The sequence below is a fragment of the Salipiger sp. PrR007 genome (assembly GCF_010499845.1).
Lineage (GTDB): Bacteria > Pseudomonadota > Alphaproteobacteria > Rhodobacterales > Rhodobacteraceae > Salipiger > Salipiger pacificus_A.
Genome location: NZ_JAAGOZ010000072.1, coordinates 101,744 through 119,946, shown reverse-complemented (window position 1 = coordinate 119,946; position 18,203 = coordinate 101,744). Strand labels below are relative to the sequence as shown.

At 65.6% G+C, this 18,203-nt stretch carries 19 protein-coding genes; 12 read left to right on the top strand and 7 right to left on the bottom strand.

Annotated features, from left to right (window positions below; genetic code table 11):
- Nucleotides 1–69 precede the first annotated feature (69 nt).
- Nucleotides 70–1,128, top strand: a complete 1,059-nt coding sequence (locus G0Q01_RS22865; RefSeq protein WP_164197888.1) for a hypothetical protein — start codon at nt 70–72, stop codon at nt 1,126–1,128.
- On the opposite strand, the gene G0Q01_RS22860 is transcribed toward G0Q01_RS22865, so the two are convergent.
- Nucleotides 1,125–1,790: a response regulator transcription factor gene (locus G0Q01_RS22860; protein ID WP_164197889.1), complete on the bottom strand. Its 666-nt coding sequence runs from the start codon at nt 1,788–1,790 to the stop codon at nt 1,125–1,127. The genes G0Q01_RS22865 and G0Q01_RS22860 overlap by 4 nt on opposite strands.
- Before the next feature lie 137 nt (nt 1,791–1,927).
- Here G0Q01_RS22860 and G0Q01_RS26965 point away from each other — a divergent pair, with 137 nt between their 5' ends.
- From G0Q01_RS26965 to G0Q01_RS22825, 7 genes are all read left to right on the top strand, one after another.
- Nucleotides 1,928–2,197: a MucR family transcriptional regulator gene (locus G0Q01_RS26965; protein ID WP_203595138.1), complete on the top strand. Its 270-nt coding sequence runs from the start codon at nt 1,928–1,930 to the stop codon at nt 2,195–2,197.
- 144 nt (nt 2,198–2,341) lie between these two features.
- Nucleotides 2,342–2,785 carry a MucR family transcriptional regulator gene (locus tag G0Q01_RS22850; RefSeq protein WP_108970417.1) on the top strand — a complete coding sequence of 148 codons (444 nt, stop codon included), beginning with the start codon at nt 2,342–2,344 and terminating at the stop codon, nt 2,783–2,785.
- A 9-nt stretch (nt 2,786–2,794) separates the two neighbouring features.
- Complete coding sequence (locus G0Q01_RS27225; RefSeq protein ID WP_164197890.1) at nt 2,795–3,802, top strand: flagellar motor protein MotB; 1,008 nt, start codon at nt 2,795–2,797, stop codon at nt 3,800–3,802.
- Nucleotides 3,803–4,130: 328 nt separating this feature from the next.
- Nucleotides 4,131–4,910 carry a hypothetical protein gene (locus G0Q01_RS22840; protein ID WP_164197891.1) on the top strand — a complete coding sequence of 260 codons (780 nt, stop codon included), beginning with the start codon at nt 4,131–4,133 and terminating at the stop codon, nt 4,908–4,910.
- A 76-nt stretch (nt 4,911–4,986) separates the two neighbouring features.
- Nucleotides 4,987–5,736 carry a sigma-70 family RNA polymerase sigma factor gene (locus G0Q01_RS22835; RefSeq protein WP_164197892.1) on the top strand — a complete coding sequence of 250 codons (750 nt, stop codon included), beginning with the start codon at nt 4,987–4,989 and terminating at the stop codon, nt 5,734–5,736.
- Nucleotides 5,733–7,007 (top strand): flagellar hook-length control protein FliK, encoded by a 1,275-nt coding sequence (locus G0Q01_RS22830; protein ID WP_164197893.1) that lies wholly within the window; start codon nt 5,733–5,735, stop codon nt 7,005–7,007. Before G0Q01_RS22835 ends, G0Q01_RS22830 begins: the two co-directional genes overlap by 4 nt.
- Before the next feature lie 15 nt (nt 7,008–7,022).
- Nucleotides 7,023–7,697 carry a flagellar hook assembly protein FlgD gene (locus G0Q01_RS22825; protein ID WP_164197894.1) on the top strand — a complete coding sequence of 225 codons (675 nt, stop codon included), beginning with the start codon at nt 7,023–7,025 and terminating at the stop codon, nt 7,695–7,697.
- 5 nt (nt 7,698–7,702) lie between these two features.
- Here G0Q01_RS22825 and G0Q01_RS22820 read toward each other — a convergent pair whose 3' ends face one another.
- From G0Q01_RS22820 to flgF, 5 genes are all read right to left on the bottom strand, one after another.
- Nucleotides 7,703–8,347 (bottom strand): hypothetical protein, encoded by a 645-nt coding sequence (locus G0Q01_RS22820; RefSeq protein WP_164197895.1) that lies wholly within the window; start codon nt 8,345–8,347, stop codon nt 7,703–7,705.
- Nucleotides 8,348–8,431: 84 nt separating this feature from the next.
- Nucleotides 8,432–9,196, bottom strand: coding sequence for a flagellar basal body L-ring protein FlgH (gene flgH / locus G0Q01_RS22815; protein WP_108970243.1), 765 nt, complete (start codon nt 9,194–9,196; stop codon nt 8,432–8,434).
- A complete protein-coding gene (flgA, locus tag G0Q01_RS22810) occupies nt 9,193–9,852 on the bottom strand; it encodes a flagellar basal body P-ring formation chaperone FlgA (protein WP_164197896.1) in 660 nt (219 codons plus the stop codon). Before flgA ends, flgH begins: the two co-directional genes overlap by 4 nt.
- A gap of 4 nt (nt 9,853–9,856) precedes the next feature.
- The gene (gene flgG / locus G0Q01_RS22805; RefSeq protein WP_108970242.1) at nt 9,857–10,642 is read right to left on the bottom strand and encodes a flagellar basal-body rod protein FlgG; all 786 of its coding nucleotides are present in this window, start codon (nt 10,640–10,642) and stop codon (nt 9,857–9,859) included.
- A gap of 13 nt (nt 10,643–10,655) precedes the next feature.
- Nucleotides 10,656–11,402, bottom strand: a complete 747-nt coding sequence (flgF, locus tag G0Q01_RS22800) for a flagellar basal-body rod protein FlgF (RefSeq protein ID WP_164197897.1) — start codon at nt 11,400–11,402, stop codon at nt 10,656–10,658.
- Nucleotides 11,403–11,501: 99 nt separating this feature from the next.
- Here flgF and G0Q01_RS22795 point away from each other — a divergent pair, with 99 nt between their 5' ends.
- The 4 genes from G0Q01_RS22795 to G0Q01_RS22780 all read left to right on the top strand — a co-directional run bounded on the left by G0Q01_RS22795 (nt 11,502) and on the right by G0Q01_RS22780 (nt 17,341).
- The gene (locus G0Q01_RS22795) at nt 11,502–13,352 is read left to right on the top strand and encodes a hypothetical protein (RefSeq protein ID WP_164213895.1); all 1,851 of its coding nucleotides are present in this window, start codon (nt 11,502–11,504) and stop codon (nt 13,350–13,352) included.
- Between the two features lie 155 nt (nt 13,353–13,507).
- Nucleotides 13,508–14,809 carry a flagellar hook protein FlgE gene (locus G0Q01_RS22790; protein WP_164213894.1) on the top strand — a complete coding sequence of 434 codons (1,302 nt, stop codon included), beginning with the start codon at nt 13,508–13,510 and terminating at the stop codon, nt 14,807–14,809.
- Between the two features lie 46 nt (nt 14,810–14,855).
- Nucleotides 14,856–16,268: a flagellar hook-associated protein FlgK gene (gene flgK, locus G0Q01_RS22785; RefSeq protein WP_164197900.1), complete on the top strand. Its 1,413-nt coding sequence runs from the start codon at nt 14,856–14,858 to the stop codon at nt 16,266–16,268.
- A gap of 14 nt (nt 16,269–16,282) precedes the next feature.
- Nucleotides 16,283–17,341 (top strand): flagellin, encoded by a 1,059-nt coding sequence (locus tag G0Q01_RS22780; protein WP_164197901.1) that lies wholly within the window; start codon nt 16,283–16,285, stop codon nt 17,339–17,341.
- Here the strand turns inward: G0Q01_RS22780 and G0Q01_RS22775 are convergent.
- Nucleotides 17,309–18,091, bottom strand: coding sequence for a response regulator transcription factor (locus tag G0Q01_RS22775; RefSeq protein WP_108970236.1), 783 nt, complete (start codon nt 18,089–18,091; stop codon nt 17,309–17,311). The two genes, G0Q01_RS22780 and G0Q01_RS22775, sit on opposite strands and share 33 nt — an antisense overlap.
- Nucleotides 18,092–18,203 lie beyond the last annotated feature (112 nt).

The window sequence follows — 18,203 nt, the reverse complement described above, 5'->3', positions numbered from 1 at the left end:
ATTTGACTTTCTTTCAAGTATAAACAAGAATAGATTCCGAAGTTGAAGAACTGTTCGAGGCCACTGATCATGAACGCCGAAAAGCTCGCATATTTTTTCGAGGCCGGTGAGCTTCTGACGGTCTTCGCCGAATGGCCCGACGAGATCGGCCTTGTGCTCTGCCTCGACGACGCGGGCACCTGCGAAATGGTGCTGCATCACCTTGACGAGGGACGCTCGGTGCTGCGCAAGGCCGCGGCGGTGCTGGACTGCGGCAAGGGCGGGTTCGCCGTCGTGCCTCCGGTCGAGGGCTACCCGACGCGTAGGGTGCTCTTCTCGGACGAGCAGAAGCTTCTGAAGCTGGTGGCCGGCGAGGATGACCTGCCGGAGATGGCCGAGGACTACCTGATCAACTACCGCTTCGAGCAGGAGCGCAAGGCGCGTCCGGCGCCGGCCCCCGCGCCGGTCACCGACCCCTTGGCCGAGAAGGTCAGCGCGGCGCTGCGCGGCCCCGAGCCCTTCCGTTGGCGCCCCCGGCTGCACCTCGCCGAGCTTGCGCCGCGACCAGTGGCGCGCCGCAAGCCCAAGCCCGAGATGCCCGAGGGCTACCTGCCCGCCGAGGTGGTTTCAGGCAGCGAGTGCCAGTTCGTGGAGGCGGAGGTCAGCCTCGGTCACCGCGGTGTCCGGGTGACCCTCTGCCCCGGGTTGGTGACCATCCAGACCCGCGCCGTGCTGATCGAGGAGGTCGGTTTCCGCGACGATTTTTCGCGCTTCGTGCTGCCGCGTAAGGCGGTGCAAGGTTGGGTCGCCGGCGCGCCTCTGGTCATTGATATCCCCGAGAGCCGCTTTCCCGCCGCCCTGCGCCAGCGGTTTGCCGCATCGCCCCGCGTGGCCGAGGTAACGGTGACCGGACATGGGGTCTTTGTGGCGCCAGGCCCGGCGACGCAGTCCGCCGAACCTGCGGTGCCGGCGGCGGCGGTGCCCCCGGTCGCGGCCAAGCCGCGCCGCACCCGCCGCGTCTTCTCGCCGCTGCGGGTGGCGCTGGCGGTGCTCACCGGCGCGGGGCTGATGACCGGCACGATGATGAGGGCGGTGGAGATGCCGGCGAACTTCGAGACATCGGTGCTCGAGATGGCCTTCGACAACTAGAGCGGGGCGTCGCCTTCGAGCACGTAACCCTGCGCCCGGATCGTGCGGACCCGCAGCGCGGTGCCGTAGCTCTCTTCCAGCTTCTTCCTGATCCTTCCGACATGCACATCGAAGCGCCGGTCGCCGTAGCTCCATTCGGCTCCGGCCACCTCTGCGGCGAGCGCGGACCGGCTGACGATCTGGCCGCGCCGCACATTCAGGAAAGCGAGAATGCGCTCTTCCAGCGGGGTCAGTCCGAGCTGTACCAGCCTCGCCGCGCGTTGCCCGGCAAGCGAGGCGCCCCGCAGTCTGACCGAAAGCCGTGCGCGCAGCTCCGAGGGATCATGGTCGGCCCGCAGCGCGTCATCGGCTCCGGCGGCGAAGATCTCGGCGGCGCCGCGCGGGCGGTTGCCGTGATCGATGGCGAGGATCACCGCATCGGGGACCAGCCGCCGCGCCTCGGCGATCAGCCCGAGCATGTCATCATCCCGCGGCAGATGGGCGGTCAGACCCACGAGCATGGCGGTCAGCGGCGCGCCCGGGGTCACCAGCTCGCGGGCCTCGGCGGGGCGGGCGCGGCGCAGCACGCGGCGCAGTCCGCTGCGCTCGAGCAGCTGCGACCAAGCGGTGCGCTGCGCCGTGTCGCGCTCGACAACCACGGCAAATGAGGCACGATTTGTCATTTCGCTCTCGTCGGACAAGGTTTTGTCGGATTTTTTCCCATGACTGGACGAAAACTCGCGGCATTCAACATGGATTAACCTTCTAATCCTATCTGCTCTACCAAGAGCGAGTAAGAACACTAAGTAGAGACAAGGGAATGGGTAAAGAGTTGCGAGGGTTCCTTTTGCGGATTTTAAGGTGGAGCCGGGCAAATGTGTCGTCACCGCGGGGCGACTCATACTCGATGCTGACATGCCGCGAAACCGGGATGCAAAAGCCCCTTCTGCGCAGGCATCTGCGCGAGGTTCTGGGGATGACGCCCGAGGAATACCGCAGGAAGTGGCGCCTGCCGAAAGACGCGCCGCTGGTTTCGCAATCCTACCTCGACCGGCGGGAAGCCGCTCGAAACATGGAGTGGGAAGGTTAAATTGCCGCAGCGGCAAGAATCTATGTAAAGTAAAAGTGCAATCCCCGTCGACGGGCGCGCTTGTTCAAGGACAAGCAAGAACGGACAGAAGTGCGTTTGGTCCCTTCGATGCGAAAGCAGAACGACGATCGGCAGGATGAGATTATGAGTGGACATGACGAATCGCAGGATATGGTGGCCCGGATCGTGGCGGCCTACGCGTCTAGACCGGACGTGACCCCGGATGAGATCGTGAATCTGTACAGGCGGTTGACGGGTGAGGTGCAGGACATGCCCGCCTCTGCCACGATGGCCGAGCCGGCGCACGGCGCCGCGCAGGGACACGGCGGGATGCGGCCCGCGCTGCCGGTGGCCCAGGCGGTGACCGAGGAAAAGGTCTACTGCCTGTGCTGCGGTCGCGGCTTCAAGATGCTCAAGCGCCACCTCGGTGCCGAGCACGGGATGACCGAAGCGCAGTACCGCGCGGCTTTCGGTCTTCCCGAGGACTTCCCGTTGGTAGCGCCGAGCTACTCGCGCAAGAAAGCGGCCCACGCCAAGGAGGCAGGCCTCGGAAAATACGACCGCACGGTGATGGCGGGGCAAGAGTAAAGGCAGAGCATGGCAGGCAGGAACGAGCAGTCGGTCATCATCAAGAGGATCGAGGAGACCGGCGGTCACGGGCATCACGGCGGCGCTTGGAAAGTCGCCTATGCCGACTTCATGACGGCGATGATGGCCTTCTTCCTGCTGCTCTGGATCCTTGCCGCCTCCGACGAGGAAAAACTGCGCGGACTTGCCGACTATTTCACCCCCTCGCTCTCCGAGTCCGGCGGGCGCGGGGATGGGTTGCTCGACGGCACGGTGCTGGGCCAGGATGGCGTAATGAGCGGCACCGACGGCCCGCAGAGCCCTGTGCAACTGCCGAGCTTCGGCCAAGAGAACCCGCTGGCGGTTTTCGACAGCCGCCTGCGCGACCCGGACTCTCGGGTCGTCGTGGAATTCGACTCGCGTCCCGACGGCACGCAGGACAGCCAGACGATCAACACAGGCGAGAACGGGGTCGCCGATGGCATCGCCGCGGCGCAGGCCGCCGCGGATTCCGAGGCCGAGGCAGAGCAACTCGAACGCGCCGAGCAGGAGTGGCAGGAGACGCAGACCCGTCTCGAGCAGTCGATCACCGACCGCGTCACCGAGGATCCCAAGCTCGAGGCCATGATTGACAACCTGCTGTTCGAACGCACTGCGGACGGGCTCGAGATCCAGATCGTCGACAAGAACAGTACCTCGATGTTCGCGACCGGCAGTGCCCGGATCGAGGAGCGGACGCGCGACCTGCTGCGCATCGTTGCCGAGGCCATCGTCGACCTGCCGAACGAGATCTCGATTTCCGGGCACACGGACTCGGTGCCCTACGCGCGGGCGGGAACCTATTCCAACTGGGAGCTTTCGGCCGACCGCGCCAATGCCACGCGGCGCGTGCTGGTTGATACCGGGGTGAACCCGACCCGGATCACCCGTATTTCCGGCCTTGCCGACACGGTTCCACTGGACCCGGAGCACCCGATGGCCCCGGAAAACCGCCGCATCAGCGTCACATTGCAGTATCCGCGGGATACGCAGCCCTGAGCGACGTCGCGGCGTTCGGAAATATGACCGAATAATTCACCACATTTAGTGTCCTGTTTGCAGCACCCTCCTGCATATCCACACCTAATTCGAACTATGTAAAGATAAGTCAGAGGGTGTGGACTTCGGTTTGGCGCTTTGGCTCGGTCTGTTTCGGCGCCGGGAACCCCTGCAAACACAGGGCCTTCGAGGGGCGACTCGCCTGTCAGGATGTAGGGCTTGGAAAGTTCAACCCCCCTACATCTGGCGGAACCATTAACATTTGGTGGGTTTGCGGATATCCGCTCAAAATTTACTGTATGTCCTGGGGAAATGACTCACTTGGGGCATGGGTAAGCAGATGCGTGGCGGGGATGTACTTCGGTTGATCTGGCGGAACGGCGTGGCGCTGCCCGACACGGGCTTCGGCTTGCGGTTTCGTGCGGCGCTTTCCTCGATCCTGCCGGTCCAGGTGGTAATCCTGATCGCAAAGGGCGGCTGTGCGCGGCCGCTGGTCATGGCCGACGAGCTGGAACTGGCCCCCGCTCTCCCGCTTGGCGACGTGCTTGTCGAAGAGCTGCCGCTCGACTTGCCCTATGGCACGATGGTGGTGATGTTGCCGGAAGGCGGAAGCTCCTTCTCGCAGCTCCTTGGCGAGACGGTGGGCGAGGCGCTGGTTTTGGCCCAGAGCCTTGGCGGTGTGCCGATGGAGCACGAGACCGACGCGCTCTATATCATGGCCCACGCCGCGATGCGCCGGGCCGCGACGCTGGTTCTAGAGGGGCATGACGTGGATCCGCAGGGCTTCTGCCGTGGGCTCGGTCGGTGCCTGTCGCGTCACTGGCTCGCCGAGCGACGCCCGCTGCTGCCCGATCCCATGCTGTTCATGCGCTCCGATTTCCTCTGGCAGCGGCAGCTTGCGGTCTATCTCGCGGATCTCGACCCCGGCTTCAGCTCGCCCGACCCTCTGCTCGTGCCTGAGGACTTGCTGAGCGTCTCGGATGCACCGCTCCGGCTGAGCGAGTGGGCGGCGCGGACCGAGATCATGCTGCGCGCCGTCATGGGGGCGCCCGAGCGCGAAGACGCGCCGCTGAAGAGCAACTTGGCTGCACGGTTTAACCTTCAGTAAATCATTATATTCTTCCGAAGGTTGAAGAACTGTGTTTACTTATTCTTGCAGGCAAGAATGAGTTGGGCGTTTCTTCATGATGTCCATGACGTACCAGGCAGCCATGCGCGAGCCGTTTCTTGACGTAGAGCAGGAACGGACCGCCATCTGCGATTGGCAAGACAGCGGGGACCGCAAGGCCCTTGAGTTGCTGCTGCGCTCGCACGCGCGGCAGGCGTGGTCCCAGGCCGCGCGGTTCACCGACAACCCGGTGCACCTCGAGGATCTGGCGGCCGAGGGAATTCTCGGCCTAATCAAGGCCGCCGACTGTTTCGACCGTCAGCAGGAGGTGCGCTTCTCGACCTATGCGGCCTGGTGGGTGATGAACGGCATTTCCGGCGCGCTGGCGCGGATCAAGGCGGTGATCGATATCCCGGCGCGCACCTATCTCGATGCCCAGACCGGCAAGCTCTCGGATGAGGAACGCGTCCGGATCCGTATGGCCACCCATGGGATCATCGCGCTCGACGGCGGTGACGACGAAGAGGACGGGCGCCCGCGGGATATTCTCGTATCGGGCGAGCCGGGGCCGGAGGAGCTGGTCACGCAGGAGAGCGAGCGGGCCATGCTGACACGCCTGCTGGCCGAGGCGCTGGAGCCGATGACCCCGGAAGAAGCCGCGGTGATCCGGCGCAGGCGCCTGCAGGCAGATCCCGAGCCCTTCGGCAGCATTGCCCGGGATCTCGGGGTGTCGCAGGACCGCCTGCGGCAGGTTGAAAAGCGCGCCATGCTGCGGCTGCGGCGCAATCTCATAGACAGGGGCTTCTCGCGAGCAGTGCTGACATGATCAATATTCTCGGCGCATTCGGCGGCGCGGGAGCCACGAATGGCGCCACGGCGGAAAAGCCGGCGGAAGGGGAGACACCCTTCGCCGGCCTTCTCGCGCTCTTGGGGGGGGATGACGCGCCTCCGGCGGAAGGCGACGGGGCAGGGTCCGGCGAGCTCGGTGACATGCTCGCCGACGCCGAGGCGGCGCTGGCCGATCCAGACCTGTCCGAGGAAGAGATCGCGGCCATTGTCGGCCCGCTGATCGCGCAGCTCGGCACAGCTTTGGCCGGCGATCCGGCGCTGTTGGAGCGCGCCGAAGCACTGGTTGCCGATCTCTCTGCGAGCTTCGGGAGCGAGGGCGCGGCGGACGAGATGTCCTGGCGTGACCTCTCCGAGGGGCTGGCAGACCTCCAGGCGTTGCTGGGCGGAGCCGATGAGATCGAGGGCGAACCCGCCGCGCTGGCAGCGCTCTTGGGCCAGGCCATTCTCGTGGCCGAAGAGGTCGCGCAGCCGCGCGGTCCGGCCGTCTCCGGGTTGGGGCAGCTGCTGTCGCTTCCCCTGCGCGGCCAGCCCGCAGGGGAAGGCGTGGCGGGGTCGAGGTTGCCAGAGGACATCAGGCATCCTGCGGCCGAGTTGCGGGGGATCGCTGAAAAGGTGCCGCAGACCGATGGCGAGACCTCGGACGGGCAGCGGGCAGCGGTTCAGGTGCTGGCGGCGGGCACAACGGCTGGCCAGGTGGCCGCCCAGCCGGCGGAGGGCGCGGCATCGCACATGCAGGCCATGCCGCTTGCGCCGGTCTCCGCGACGCCGCTTGCCGCCAGCGCCCTTGCCGCCGCGCAGGTGGCTGGTACGTCGCCGCAACTGGCGGTGCAGGGGCAAGACGTGCTGGGTCAAATCCGCGCCAGCGCCAACGCCGAGGGAGAGATCAACGTCGAACTCAAGCCCGAGGGACTGGGCAAGGTCGAGATCTCGCTGACGCCAGACGAGGCGGGCAAGCTGCAGGTCGTCGTGCGCGCCGATCAGGCGGCGGTGCTGTCCTCGCTGCGCTCCGACCGCGACGCGCTTCTTGCCCTGCTGCGCGACGCCGGGCACGCAGTCGAGGATGGCGCGCTCAGCTTCTCTGACATGGGCGCGCAGGGAGGCTCTCAGCACTCCGGCCAAAACCACGACGGTGCCCGCATGGGCGGCTACACGACTTACGGCAGCGTCAGCACCGAGGCATCGAGCCTCGACGGCGCGGCATCGCACTCACGCCTGCTGCCCGAGGGCAGCGTGGACATCAGCATTTGACGGGGACCTATCTCGATGGCCATTGATCCGTTCGGCACGACCAGCGTCAGCACGACCACCAGTTCCGCAAGCAGCTCGATGAGCCAGCTCTCGGAGGACTACGAGAGCTTCATCACCCTGCTTACCGCGCAGATCCAGAACCAGAACCCGCTCGAGCCGATGGACAGTACAACCTTCATCTCGCAGCTCGCGCAACTCAGCCAGGTAGAGCAATCGGTTGCGACCAACTCCAACCTCGAGGGCATCTCCGACCAGCTGGCGTCGATGGGGGCCATCACCGGACTGTCGCTGATCGGCCGCTCGGTGGTGACCGCGACGGAGGGGGTGACGCTGGGCGAGGACGGCGGCTCCGCCGAGATGTCCTACGTCCTGGCTGCCGAGGCCGCGACTGCGACGCTGACGGTGACCGCAGAGGATGGCACCGTGCTGCGCAGCTACACCGGGCTCGACACCAGCGCCGGGGCGCGCCACACGGTGGTCTGGGACGGGCTCGACTACGAGGGGCTGCCGCTGCCGGCTGGCAACTATAAGATGAAGCTCGAGGCGGTGGATTCCGAAGGTACCACGATCGCATCGCAGACCTATGCGCCGCTCAAGGTGCAGAGCATGACCTACGAAAACGGCCTCGCCACGCTCCACCTGGAGAACGGCGAGACCGTGCTTGCGGGCCTCATCGAGGAAATCATCTGAGCAGCTCAGCTGCGCGGCACGTCGGCCTTCACGAGCGACAGGAACAGGACTTCGGAGACATCGTCTCCGAAGTCTTTTTTCAGGTCCGCAGACAGCTCGCGCGACAGCACGCCGGTGTCGATGTTCACACCCTTCATGGTGTTGCCATCTGCGGCGCGGTGCATCGAGGTCAGGATCGCGTCGCGCAGGCGCGAGGCGTTCTCGGCGATGTTGAAATTGACTGCGGTGGGTACGTCGCGCATGGCCACACCGACTTCCGAGACCACGTAGGTAATGCTGGAGGCGCGGTAGACCGGCACCGAGATCTTGCCAAGCGACACGATGCTGGAATCGTCCATCCGATCTTTGGTCAGGATGCCCGCGGTGTCGGCGGGCTCGTGGGAGATCTCGGTCTCGGGGCGGCCACCGTTGCGGGCATGCTCGTGCGGCAACGGCTGCGCAATCTCGGTGTCATCCTCGGGCGTGGGGACGTGCTTCGGCCCTTTGGTCGCCAGATCGTCGAGGATCTGTTTGGCTGCCGCAGGTTCGATGGCTTCCGCTTTGGTTTCGACCGGCGCGGTCGCAGCGGGCGCCATCATGTGGCCGGCAGCGTAGCCAAGCGCTCCGAAGACGAGCGGCAGGGCGGCCAGGGCGATGTATGATTTCTTCATAACGAATCCCGCAGTTTCTCTGTCAGGGTCCGTAGTGACGTAAGATTCGGGCGATAGTTTCTTCAAATAAGGGCGCGATTTAGCTCAATAAGGCAAAATAACGTCCATCACGTCCTCGCCGTAACCGCGCGTCTGCTGCCGGCTCACCGAGCCGCGGCCACCGTAGGAGATGCGCGCCTCGGCGATTTTGTCGTAGGGAATGGCATTCGTACGGTCGATGTCCTGCGGCCGGATGATGCCGGTGACGCGCAGCTCGCGCAGTTCCTCGTTGACCTTGACCTCCTGCCGGCCAGCGACGACGAAATTGCCGTTGGGCAGCTCCTGCACGACGAGCGCCGCCATGCGTAGGCTTATGCTCTCCTCGCGGTCGATGCTGCCGGAGCCGGAGGCGCCGGTGGTCGAGGTGATATCGACGATGTTGTCTCCCGATGGCAGATCCTCGGGGCCGACGCCGGGCAGGATCTTGTCGATCTGGCTGCCATAGCCGAAGAAACTGGGGAAACCCAAGGTCGAGCCGCCGGTGCGGCTGCGGTCCGATTCATTGCTGAGCGACGCTTCGTCCTCGATTTCGACGAGGATGGTCAGGATGTCACCGATCTGAGTTGCCCGCTGATCCCCGAAGAAGCCCGACGACCCTCGTTCCCAGAGCGACGCACCTTCCGCGCGGTAGGGTATGCGGTCGGGCTTGGGCGGCGGCATCGGAATGTTCACGCTGCGCGCTTCGGCCAGCGTCTCGGGGTCGATCCCGACGCGGCTCACCTCGGGCTCGCGGTCGAAGGCCGGGGTGCTGCAGCCCGCCAGCAGGGCAAGGGCAGAGGCGGCCATCAGGCCATGACGGAGCGGGGTCATCGGATCACCTCCACGAGGCCCGCCTCGCGCGCGATGGCGACGAGGGGGGTATTGCTGACGAGATTGACGATGCGGATCTCCTGCCCGCGGTGGGCATCGGTGAGCGCGCGGCCCGGGGCGGTCACCACCAGCCGGCCATCGTCGTAGAGAATGTTTACCTTGTCGCCGCGGCCGACGACCAGCGGCTGCATCACGGATTGGGTCATCACCGGCCGTCCCTGCGCCAGCATCCGGCGCACCTGCATGCCGGCAAGCTTTTCCTCGTCGACCACGGTGAAGGCGCCGACCCGGCTCAGCGGCATTTCGACGGTCTTGATGTCCTGCGCGCCGATCAGATCGCCGGGCATCAGCCGGCGGGTGGGCACGGGCAGGCTGCGCGTGGCGATGATGAAGCCCTGGAGGCGGTGCGTCACCCCGTCTTCGGTCACCGCGTTGGCAAGGAACTGGCCGCTTTCACGATCCATCCAGAAGGCCGAAATTGTCTCGGCCTCGTCGATCATCGCGCCCTTGAACCGCACGCGGAGGTTCGCCTCGGCCGGAAGCGCCTCCGCCCAGCTCATCCGGGCCTGCTCTTCGATAAGCACGACGGGCGTTTCGGCGTGTCCGGCAAGCGGCGCCAGCATCAGCACGGCGAGGAGGGCGGCGAGGCAGCGCATGGGCTCAGCGGATCTGGTTCGCGGCGGACATCATCTGATCGGCGGTCTCGATGGCCTTGGAGTTCATCTCGTAGGCGCGCTGCGCCTGGATGAGGTCGGTGATCTGCCGGATGATGTCGACGTTCGAGCTTTCGAGGTACCCCTGGCGCAGGATACCGACGCCCTCGTCGCCGGGTACTGCGGGGATCGGATCGCCGGAGGCCACTGTCGCCTGCAGCATGTTGTTGCCCAGCGGGCGCATGCCGGCATCATTGACGAAGGTGGTCAGGGTGAGTTGGCCCACCTCGACAGGGGTTGTGTCATTGCCGGTGTAGGCGCTGACGATGCCGGTTTCGCTGATCGAGATCGAGACCGTGTCGTCGGGCAGCACAATCCCCGGGTCGATCTCGTAACCCTGTTCGTTGACGATCTGCCCCTCGGCCGACAGGCGGAACGAGCCGTCGCGGGTGTAGGCCTGGCTGCCGTCGGGCATGTTCACGGTGAAATAGCCGCGCCCGTCGATCGCCATGTCGAGCTGGTTCTCGGTCTGCGCCAGGCCGCCTTGGGTGTTGAGCCGTACGGTGCCCGCGGTGCGCACACCCAAGCCGATGTCGAGTCCGGTGGGGCGGGTATTGCCCTCTTCGGCGGTCACCGCGCCCTCGCGGGTGATGTTCTCGTAGATAAGGTCGGTGAAGCTCGCCCGCGAGGCCTTGAAGCCCGTGGTATTGGCGTTGGCGATGTTGTTGGAGATGACGTCGACGTTGGTCTGCTGTGCCATCATGCCGGTTGCGGCGATTCCGAGTGCCTTCATGGTCGTCCCTTCCTCAGCTGTTCCGGATCCGGCTCAGCATGTCCTTTTTCAGCTCGTCATCCGATTGCACCAAGTTCAGCGACTGCTGATAGGCTTGCTGGATCTCGATCAGCCGGGTGACCTCGGTCACCGCCTGCACGTTGCTCATCTCGACGGCGCCCTGGATGATCTGGGTGCCGCTCTCGTCTGGCAGCAGCCCGCCATTGCCGTCCTGCGGCACGAACATGCCGCCGCCCGAGCGCCCGAGGCTCTGCCGGTCGGGCAGGGTGAAGACTCCGATCTGTCCTAGAACGGCACCCTCGGCATCCGAGATCACCCCGTCATTGGAGATGCTGACCGTCGAGGCCTGCGCCGGCGGCAGCACCATCGGTGCGCCGCCCGCATCCAGCACCTGCGCGCCGCTGGCGGTGATCACCCGGCCCTCGGCATCGAGCACGAAGGCTCCGTCACGGCCGAAGGCGGTCTGTCCCTGCGCGGTTTGGTAGGCGAACCAGCCCTCTCCGCTCAGCGCGAGGTCGAGCGCATTGCCGGTGGGCATGATCGCGCCCGAGCTGTTGTCGAGGTAGGAGCCGCGGTCGAGCACATAGTTGGTGCCGTCGCCGGCCAGCGCCGCGTCGTCCTGCTGGAGATAGGTCTCGAACAACACCCGCTCGGCCTTGAAGCCGGTCGAATTGGCATTGGCGATGTTGTTCGAGGTCACGTCCATCTGCCGCTCGAGAGCGGTGAGCCGGGAGAGTGCGACGTAAATCGAATTATCCATGCAAATTGCCCGTCAATATTTGCTCGATCATTCTTTTCTTGCTGATGATGCGGGTTTTGCTAAGATAACGCAAGCATTATGATGATAAGGCGGGCGTGATTGGTGGTCTATTCTTGCGCATGGGTGGGGCGGCAGGCGGCGGTGGCGGCGCTGGTCCTCTGCGGCTGCCCGGCGCTCGCCGAGCGCGCCAGCCCCGCGCAGATCGCCCAGGTCACCCCGGCAGTCTTGGCCGAGCCGCGGATGATCGACCCGCCCGCGCTCTATCTTGGTGCCCGCGCCGGTCAGCCCTTTCTCGAGGAGCGCGCGCATCTCATGGATGCGGTGATCGCGGCGGAGGACCGTCAGCCCGACCTTGCCCGCGCCCTGACCGATCTCGCCGAGTTCTTCTTCGCTCATGCGATGGCCCCCGAAGGACTTTCGGTGCTGAGTGCCGTGCGCGGCGAGGGGGTGCCGCTGGCGCACGCGTTGCGGGCGCGTGCGTTCGAACTGGCGCTCGGCCTGATCGATGAGCGCCGCCGCCCGTTGACCGACCGCGCGGCAGCGCTGCTCGGTCCGGGGCACGACGGCTGGCCCGATCAGCCGCTTTTCCTCGCCCTTTCGCACATCCGCGACGGAAGCTGCACAGAAGCTGGGCCGCTTCTGGCGCGCGCCGTTGCGCGCCTTGCGCGGTTCCCCTCGCCGGTGCGGGCCCGGGTGCTGCCGGGGCTGCTCGAATGCGCCATCCAGACCGGGCAATGGCGCCTCGCGCGCGATCTGGCGGCATCCTTTGACGACTACCCCGAGCTGAAGGGCGGAGCCGCCTATTACTACCTGCTTGGGTCCGTGGCCGAGACGGTCGACAAGCCGCTGGCCGCCTTCGACAGCTACGCGCATGTGATCTCGGGTCGGGATGTGTGGGCGCACCGCGCGCGGCGGGCGCTGGTCTCGCTGGGTCTGAGGCGAGATGCACTCTCGACCGGCGAGGCGATCCAGTTGCTCGAACTGGAGTCCGAGATGTGGCGGGGCGACGACTCCTCGGGAGAGGTGCTCGACGAGCTGGCCTCGCTGCAGGTCATCGCCGGGCGCAAGGTCGAGGCAATCGAGACCTACGGGCTTCTGGTGTCGCGCCGCGCCGGCACACCACAGGCGGCCGCCGCGCATCAGAAGGCGCGGGCGCTGATAGAAGACCTCTATCGCAAGGGCTCGGAGGGAGAGATCTCCCTCGGCGACTTCATGGCGGATCACACGCGCATTTCGCGCTACTTCCGCTTCACGCAGGGTTTCGCGCTGGCCTCGGAGATGTTTGCCGACACCTTCCGAAAAGCCGGAGCAACCAAGGTTGCCGCCGAAGAATATGCCACCACCCACGACTACCTCACGGCGGCACAGGACCTGGGCATCACCACCGCGGAAGAGGGGCAATTGGCGCGCCTCAAGGTGAAGGAAGCCGAGACGTTGCTGGCGGGCGGCCAGTTCGAGGCTCTGGGCACGCTGCTCCTGCAGCCGATCACGTTGTCCGATCCGGATCTGAAACGGCGTTTCGATCTGGTTTCGGCCCGCTACTTCGATGAGACGGGACAGAGTGCCGAGCTGCTGGCCGACACGGACGAGCGGGGTGAAACCACGCAGATCCTGCGCCTGCGGGCGCTGGCGCGTTTTGAGCGGGGGGACTGGGCTCCGGCGGCCACGGCCTACGGGACGCTGCATGCGCGCGAGGGCAGTGCGCTGCCGCTGCCGGACGCGATCCGCTACCTGCTGGCCGCGCACCGCAGTGGCGACAATGCCCGGGCAGCCGAGCTTGCCGAAACCTTTCCAAGCCTGACCGAACTGCCGGGCTGGGCCGAGATCGCGCGCGGGTTGACCGAGCCGGCGCCGGCGCTGCTGCCGCTGCGCGAGGAAACCGCGCGAGCGCGGATCGACAAGGCGCAGCAGACGCTCGACAGCCTGCCGGAGACGGGGAACCTCAATTGATCGAGGGATTTAAGCACCTCGCAAGATCAGGCAAGATTCAGCGGACTTCCGCTGAAATTAATACAAGTAAAGGCGGATTTAACCATGGTGAAACCTGGTTCGCCTATGTGACCAGTCAGTAAAAGTTCAACTGCGACCAACAGGGCGAGACGGACATGAGCATTTCCAGCGCGATGGCGGCCGGGGTCAGCGGCCTCACGGCGAACTCCAATGCGGTTGAACGCATTTCCAACAATATTGCGAACGCGGATACGGCAGGCTATCGCCGCAGCTTCGCGCAAATGATCACCTCGGGCTCGACCGCCGCCACCGGCAGCACCTCTGCCGGTGTGGCGACGACGATCACCCATTCGAACACCACCGAGGGGACCTTTCAGGAAACCTCGGTCGCGTCGAACCTGACGATCAACGGCAGCGGCTTCTTCGTGGTCAACTCGAACATCGACGCGGGCTATACGACGGGCAACATGTTTACCCGCGACGGCAGCTTCGCGCCGGATGAGAACGGCAACCTGGTGAATGGCGCCGGGCTTTACCTGATGGGCTTTGCCTATGGTGCCGATGGCGAGCTTGGCGCGGTGGACCGGTCCAGCTTTGCCGATCTCGAGCCGATCAACGTCGCCAGCCAGTCGATCAACGGCTCGGCCACGGGCACCATCGGGATCAGCGGCACGCTGCCCTCGCAGGAGACGGGCCTCGCCACGCCGGGGAGCGCGTTTACCACCTCGGTCGAGTTCTACAACGATCTCGGCGAGGCGGACCGGCTGACGCTCTCCTTCCAGCCAACCGCCGCCGATGACACCTGGGACGTCACCATCTCGGGCCCCGGCGGTGACTACGGCAGCGTCACGATGACCTTCAACAACAGCGGCCCCAATGCGGGTTCGCCGGCGAGCTACACCAACGTGACCTCGCTGGCGACGGCGCCCGCGGGCTTCGCCTTCGATGCGGCCACCGGTGAGGTGAGCCTGACGATCAACAATGGCACCACGCCGCAGACCATTACCATGTCGCTTGGCGCGCCTGGCGCCTTCGACGGGCTGACCCAGTTCGCCGGGGATTACACGCCGATGAAGGTCGATGCCGACGGCAGCGAGAGCGGCGTGCTGACCAGCGTCGAATTCGACGAATCCGGCGACGTTTGGGGCATCTTCGACAACGGCACCCGCAAGCCGCTCTACTCGGTGCCGCTGGCAACCTTCGCCAACGCCAACGGGCTTGCGACCTCGAACAACTCGACCTTCCAGGTGTCGGGCGAGTCCGGCGATTTCTATCTCGGTGCGTCGGGCACCGGCGAGACCGGCTCGCTCACCTCGGGCGGAATCGAGGGCTCGAACGTCGACATCGCGCAGGAACTCACCAGCCTCATCCAGCGTCAGCGCGCCTATTCCTCGAACGCGAAGATCATCACGACCGCCGACGAGATGCTGAACGAAACCGTCAATCTCAAGCGCTGAGCCCCGGGCGGAACCGGGTGACAGACTTGGCATATAGGATCGCACCATGAGCCTTTCCGCGGCCCTCAACGCGGCACGCAGCGGGATGAGCGTCACCTCCCGCTGGGCGCAGACGACCTCGAACAACATCGCCAATGCCAACAACGCCTCTTATTCGCGGCGCGATCCGACCATCGTGTCGGGCAATCAGGGTGGCGTCACGATTAGCGAGATCACCCAGGCGGTGAATACCTCGCTCGACAGCATGTACCGGCTCGAGGTCTCGCGCACCGCAACCCAGGACGCGATCGCGACGGGCCTGTCGCTCTACGCATCGCAACTGGGCAACACCGAGTCCGACGTCACGCTGCTCACCCGGCTCACCGACCTGCAGAACAGCTTCGGGCTGATGGCGGCGAGCCCCGCGGACAGCTCGTTGCAGCTCGTCGCGGTGGGCGAGGCGCAGGAACTTGCGCAGTCCCTGAACGCCGCCTCGGGCGCGCTTGTGGACGCGCGGGCGCAGGCGTTGTCCTCGGCGCAGAACGACATCGTCAGCGTGAACGCGACGCTGGCCGACCTGGCCGAGATGAACGCGCAGCTCTCCAGCGGCAAGCTCAGCGAGGGCCAGACGCTGACGGTGGGGGACAAGATCACCGCGGCGCTCGACGGGCTTGCGGAGAAGATGGATTTCACCATGCGCACCGATGCCAAGGGGCGGATGGAGATCTTCACCACCGGCGGCACCGCGCTGCTTCAGGGAGAGGCGGCCCAGTCGATCAACTTCGACGCGCAGACCGGCGTGCTGAGCGCGGGCGGCGTCGACATCACGCCCGGCGTTGCCGGGGTGCGCGGCATCGCCGAGGGCTCGCTCGCGGGTCAAGTCACCCTCTACAACGACACGATCCCCGAGATGAGCGCGCAGCTCGACGAGGTGGCGCGTGCCCTGATAGACGTCTTCGAAAGCGCCGATGCCTCTCTGGCGCCCGGTGAGCCGGGGCTGTTCACCGATGCGGGGGCCGCGTTGAGCGTCCCCGTGACCGCCGGGCTTGCCGCGCGGATCGCGGTGAACAGTGCCGTTGTTCCCGACGAGGGCGGCGCGGCCTGGCGCCTGCGCGACGGCATGTCGGCGACGGTCGAGGGCGAGAGCAACGAGACGACCCAGCTCAATGCGTTCATCGACGGGATGGCAACGAAGACCAGCTTCGACGGATCGCTTGGACTTGGCGACACCGCCACGCTCGCGGACTACATGTCGGCGCTCATCTCGGGCCAGAACACCACCCGCGCAAAAGCCGAGAGTGCTGCCGAGACCAGTGCCGCGGCCGCGATGACGGTGCAGGAAACCCGCCTCGGCTTCATGGGGGTCAACGTCGATGACGAGCTGCAGCAGCTCGTCGCCATCGAGCAGGCCTATTCCGCCAATGCGCAGGTCATGACCACGGTCATGTCCATGCTCGACACGCTGCTCGACAGCTTCTGATCCCGGAGCCCGCCATGATCTACCTCAGCAAAGGTGCCTCCACGCTCTACTCGAGCCTGCTGCGCCGGAACCAGAATGCGGAACTGTCGAACGCGCTGTCGCGCGCCGAACAGGAGCTGTCGACCGGCTACAAGAGCGACATCTACAAGTCGATCGGGCTCGGCGCGACCGAGGCGCTCAGCCTCAACGCCCGGCTCGATCGCGACGAGGCACAGTCGGCCGCCAATGCGCTCACGTTGTCGCGGATCGAGATGACCACGGAGGCGCTCGGCTCCATGCGCGAGTCGGTGCAGGAGGCGCTCGATCTCGCGGTGGCCAATTCCGAGCATTCGGCAAACGGCGTCACCGGTGTGCAGATCGCCGCGAGGGCCGCGCTCGACGCGCTGATCGGCCATTCGGCGCAAGCCTATTCGGGCATGAGCCTCTTCTCGGGTACCGTGAATGTCACCAGTGCTCTTCAGCCCTGGGGGCAGGCGCAATCGGACAGCGGCCTGTCTCCGGAAGGCGTGCTGGCAGGTCTGCTGTCAGGAGGGCTCAACTCCGCCGCCGACGCGGATGCGGTTCTGGCAGAGATCGACGCGATTTTCTCAGACACCGCCGCTGATCCCGCCACGAACTACCAGTCGCTGTTCTACAATGGCTCGGTCGGCAATGCCCGGCAGCGCGCCAACCTCGGGGATGGTGTCAGCGTTGCCTATGGCGTGCAGGCGGACGACGAAGCCTTCCGGCAGGTGGTCAAGGGGCTGGTCCTGCTGGTCGCGCAGGATCCGGCGGAGATCGGCGACGGCGAAGCCTACAACACATGGATGGGCGCCGCCGTGAAGGCGCTGTCCGGCGGCGTGACAGGTCTGCTGGAGACCGAGACGCAGGTTTCCACCGTCGCGGCGCGTCTCGAGACCGAGAACGAAAAAATCGCGGACCGCGCAGTGCTCTACAAAACGCGCCTTATGGAGCTCGACGGCGTCGATGCCTACGAGGCGGCAAGCAACGTGACCCTGCTGCAGACCCAGCTCGAGGCCAGCTACACGGTCACAGCGCGCCTATCCCAGCTGAGCTTTCTGAACTACATGTGACCGGTCGGCGAGGCTGAGGCGCGCCGTCTCGGCCTTCTTGCCGGCTCCGGCTTCAGTTTCGGCTTCGGCGCCGGGCGCCAGCTTGTAGCCCCGCCCGCGGATCGTGCGGATGTGCGGATCGCCCGAAGGCGACATTTCCTCGATCTTCTTGCGGATGCGGCAGATGTAGACGTCGATCACCTTGTCGAAGGGCTGGTCCTCGGCCATGCCGTAGACCGCGTCGTAGATCACCGATTTCGACACCACGCGGGGCGCCGCAAGCGCGATTTGCTGGAAGATCGCCAGCTCGCGCTGCGACAGGCGCATGGGCGTGCCGGCCACGTCGGGATCGCGGCCGTCGAAATAGGCGGTGATATCGCCGATCCGCACCGATCCGGCCGCATGGCCGTGGAACCGCCGCGTGATGGCATTTACCCGCGCGCGCAGTTCGGGACCGGTGAGCGGGCCGACGATGTCGTCATCGGCGCCGGCATCCAGCGCTTCCATCGCCGCTTCGGGATCGCGCTGGTCGCGCAGCACAAGGATCGGGTTGCGGCAGCCGGACTTGCGCAGGCGGAAGATATGCTCGACGGTCCGCGGCTGCTCCGACAGCAACACCGGCCGGTCCGCGTAGCCGTCGCTGCTCAGCAGCCCGAGTTCGCGCTCGAAGAAATCGTCACCCACGGCCACGGTCTGCCATTGCGCCGCATCCAGTTCGGAGAGCAGGCCGCTGAAGGAGTTTGAACGTGGCTCGTAAAGATAGATATGCACAAGGCTCTCCCGATAGCCGGCCGTCACTGATTATCCATGATGGATAGGCGGATCATGAGGACAAATTTTTGTCAGGTCAAGCAATACACAAGGATAGCATGATTAGTTTGGA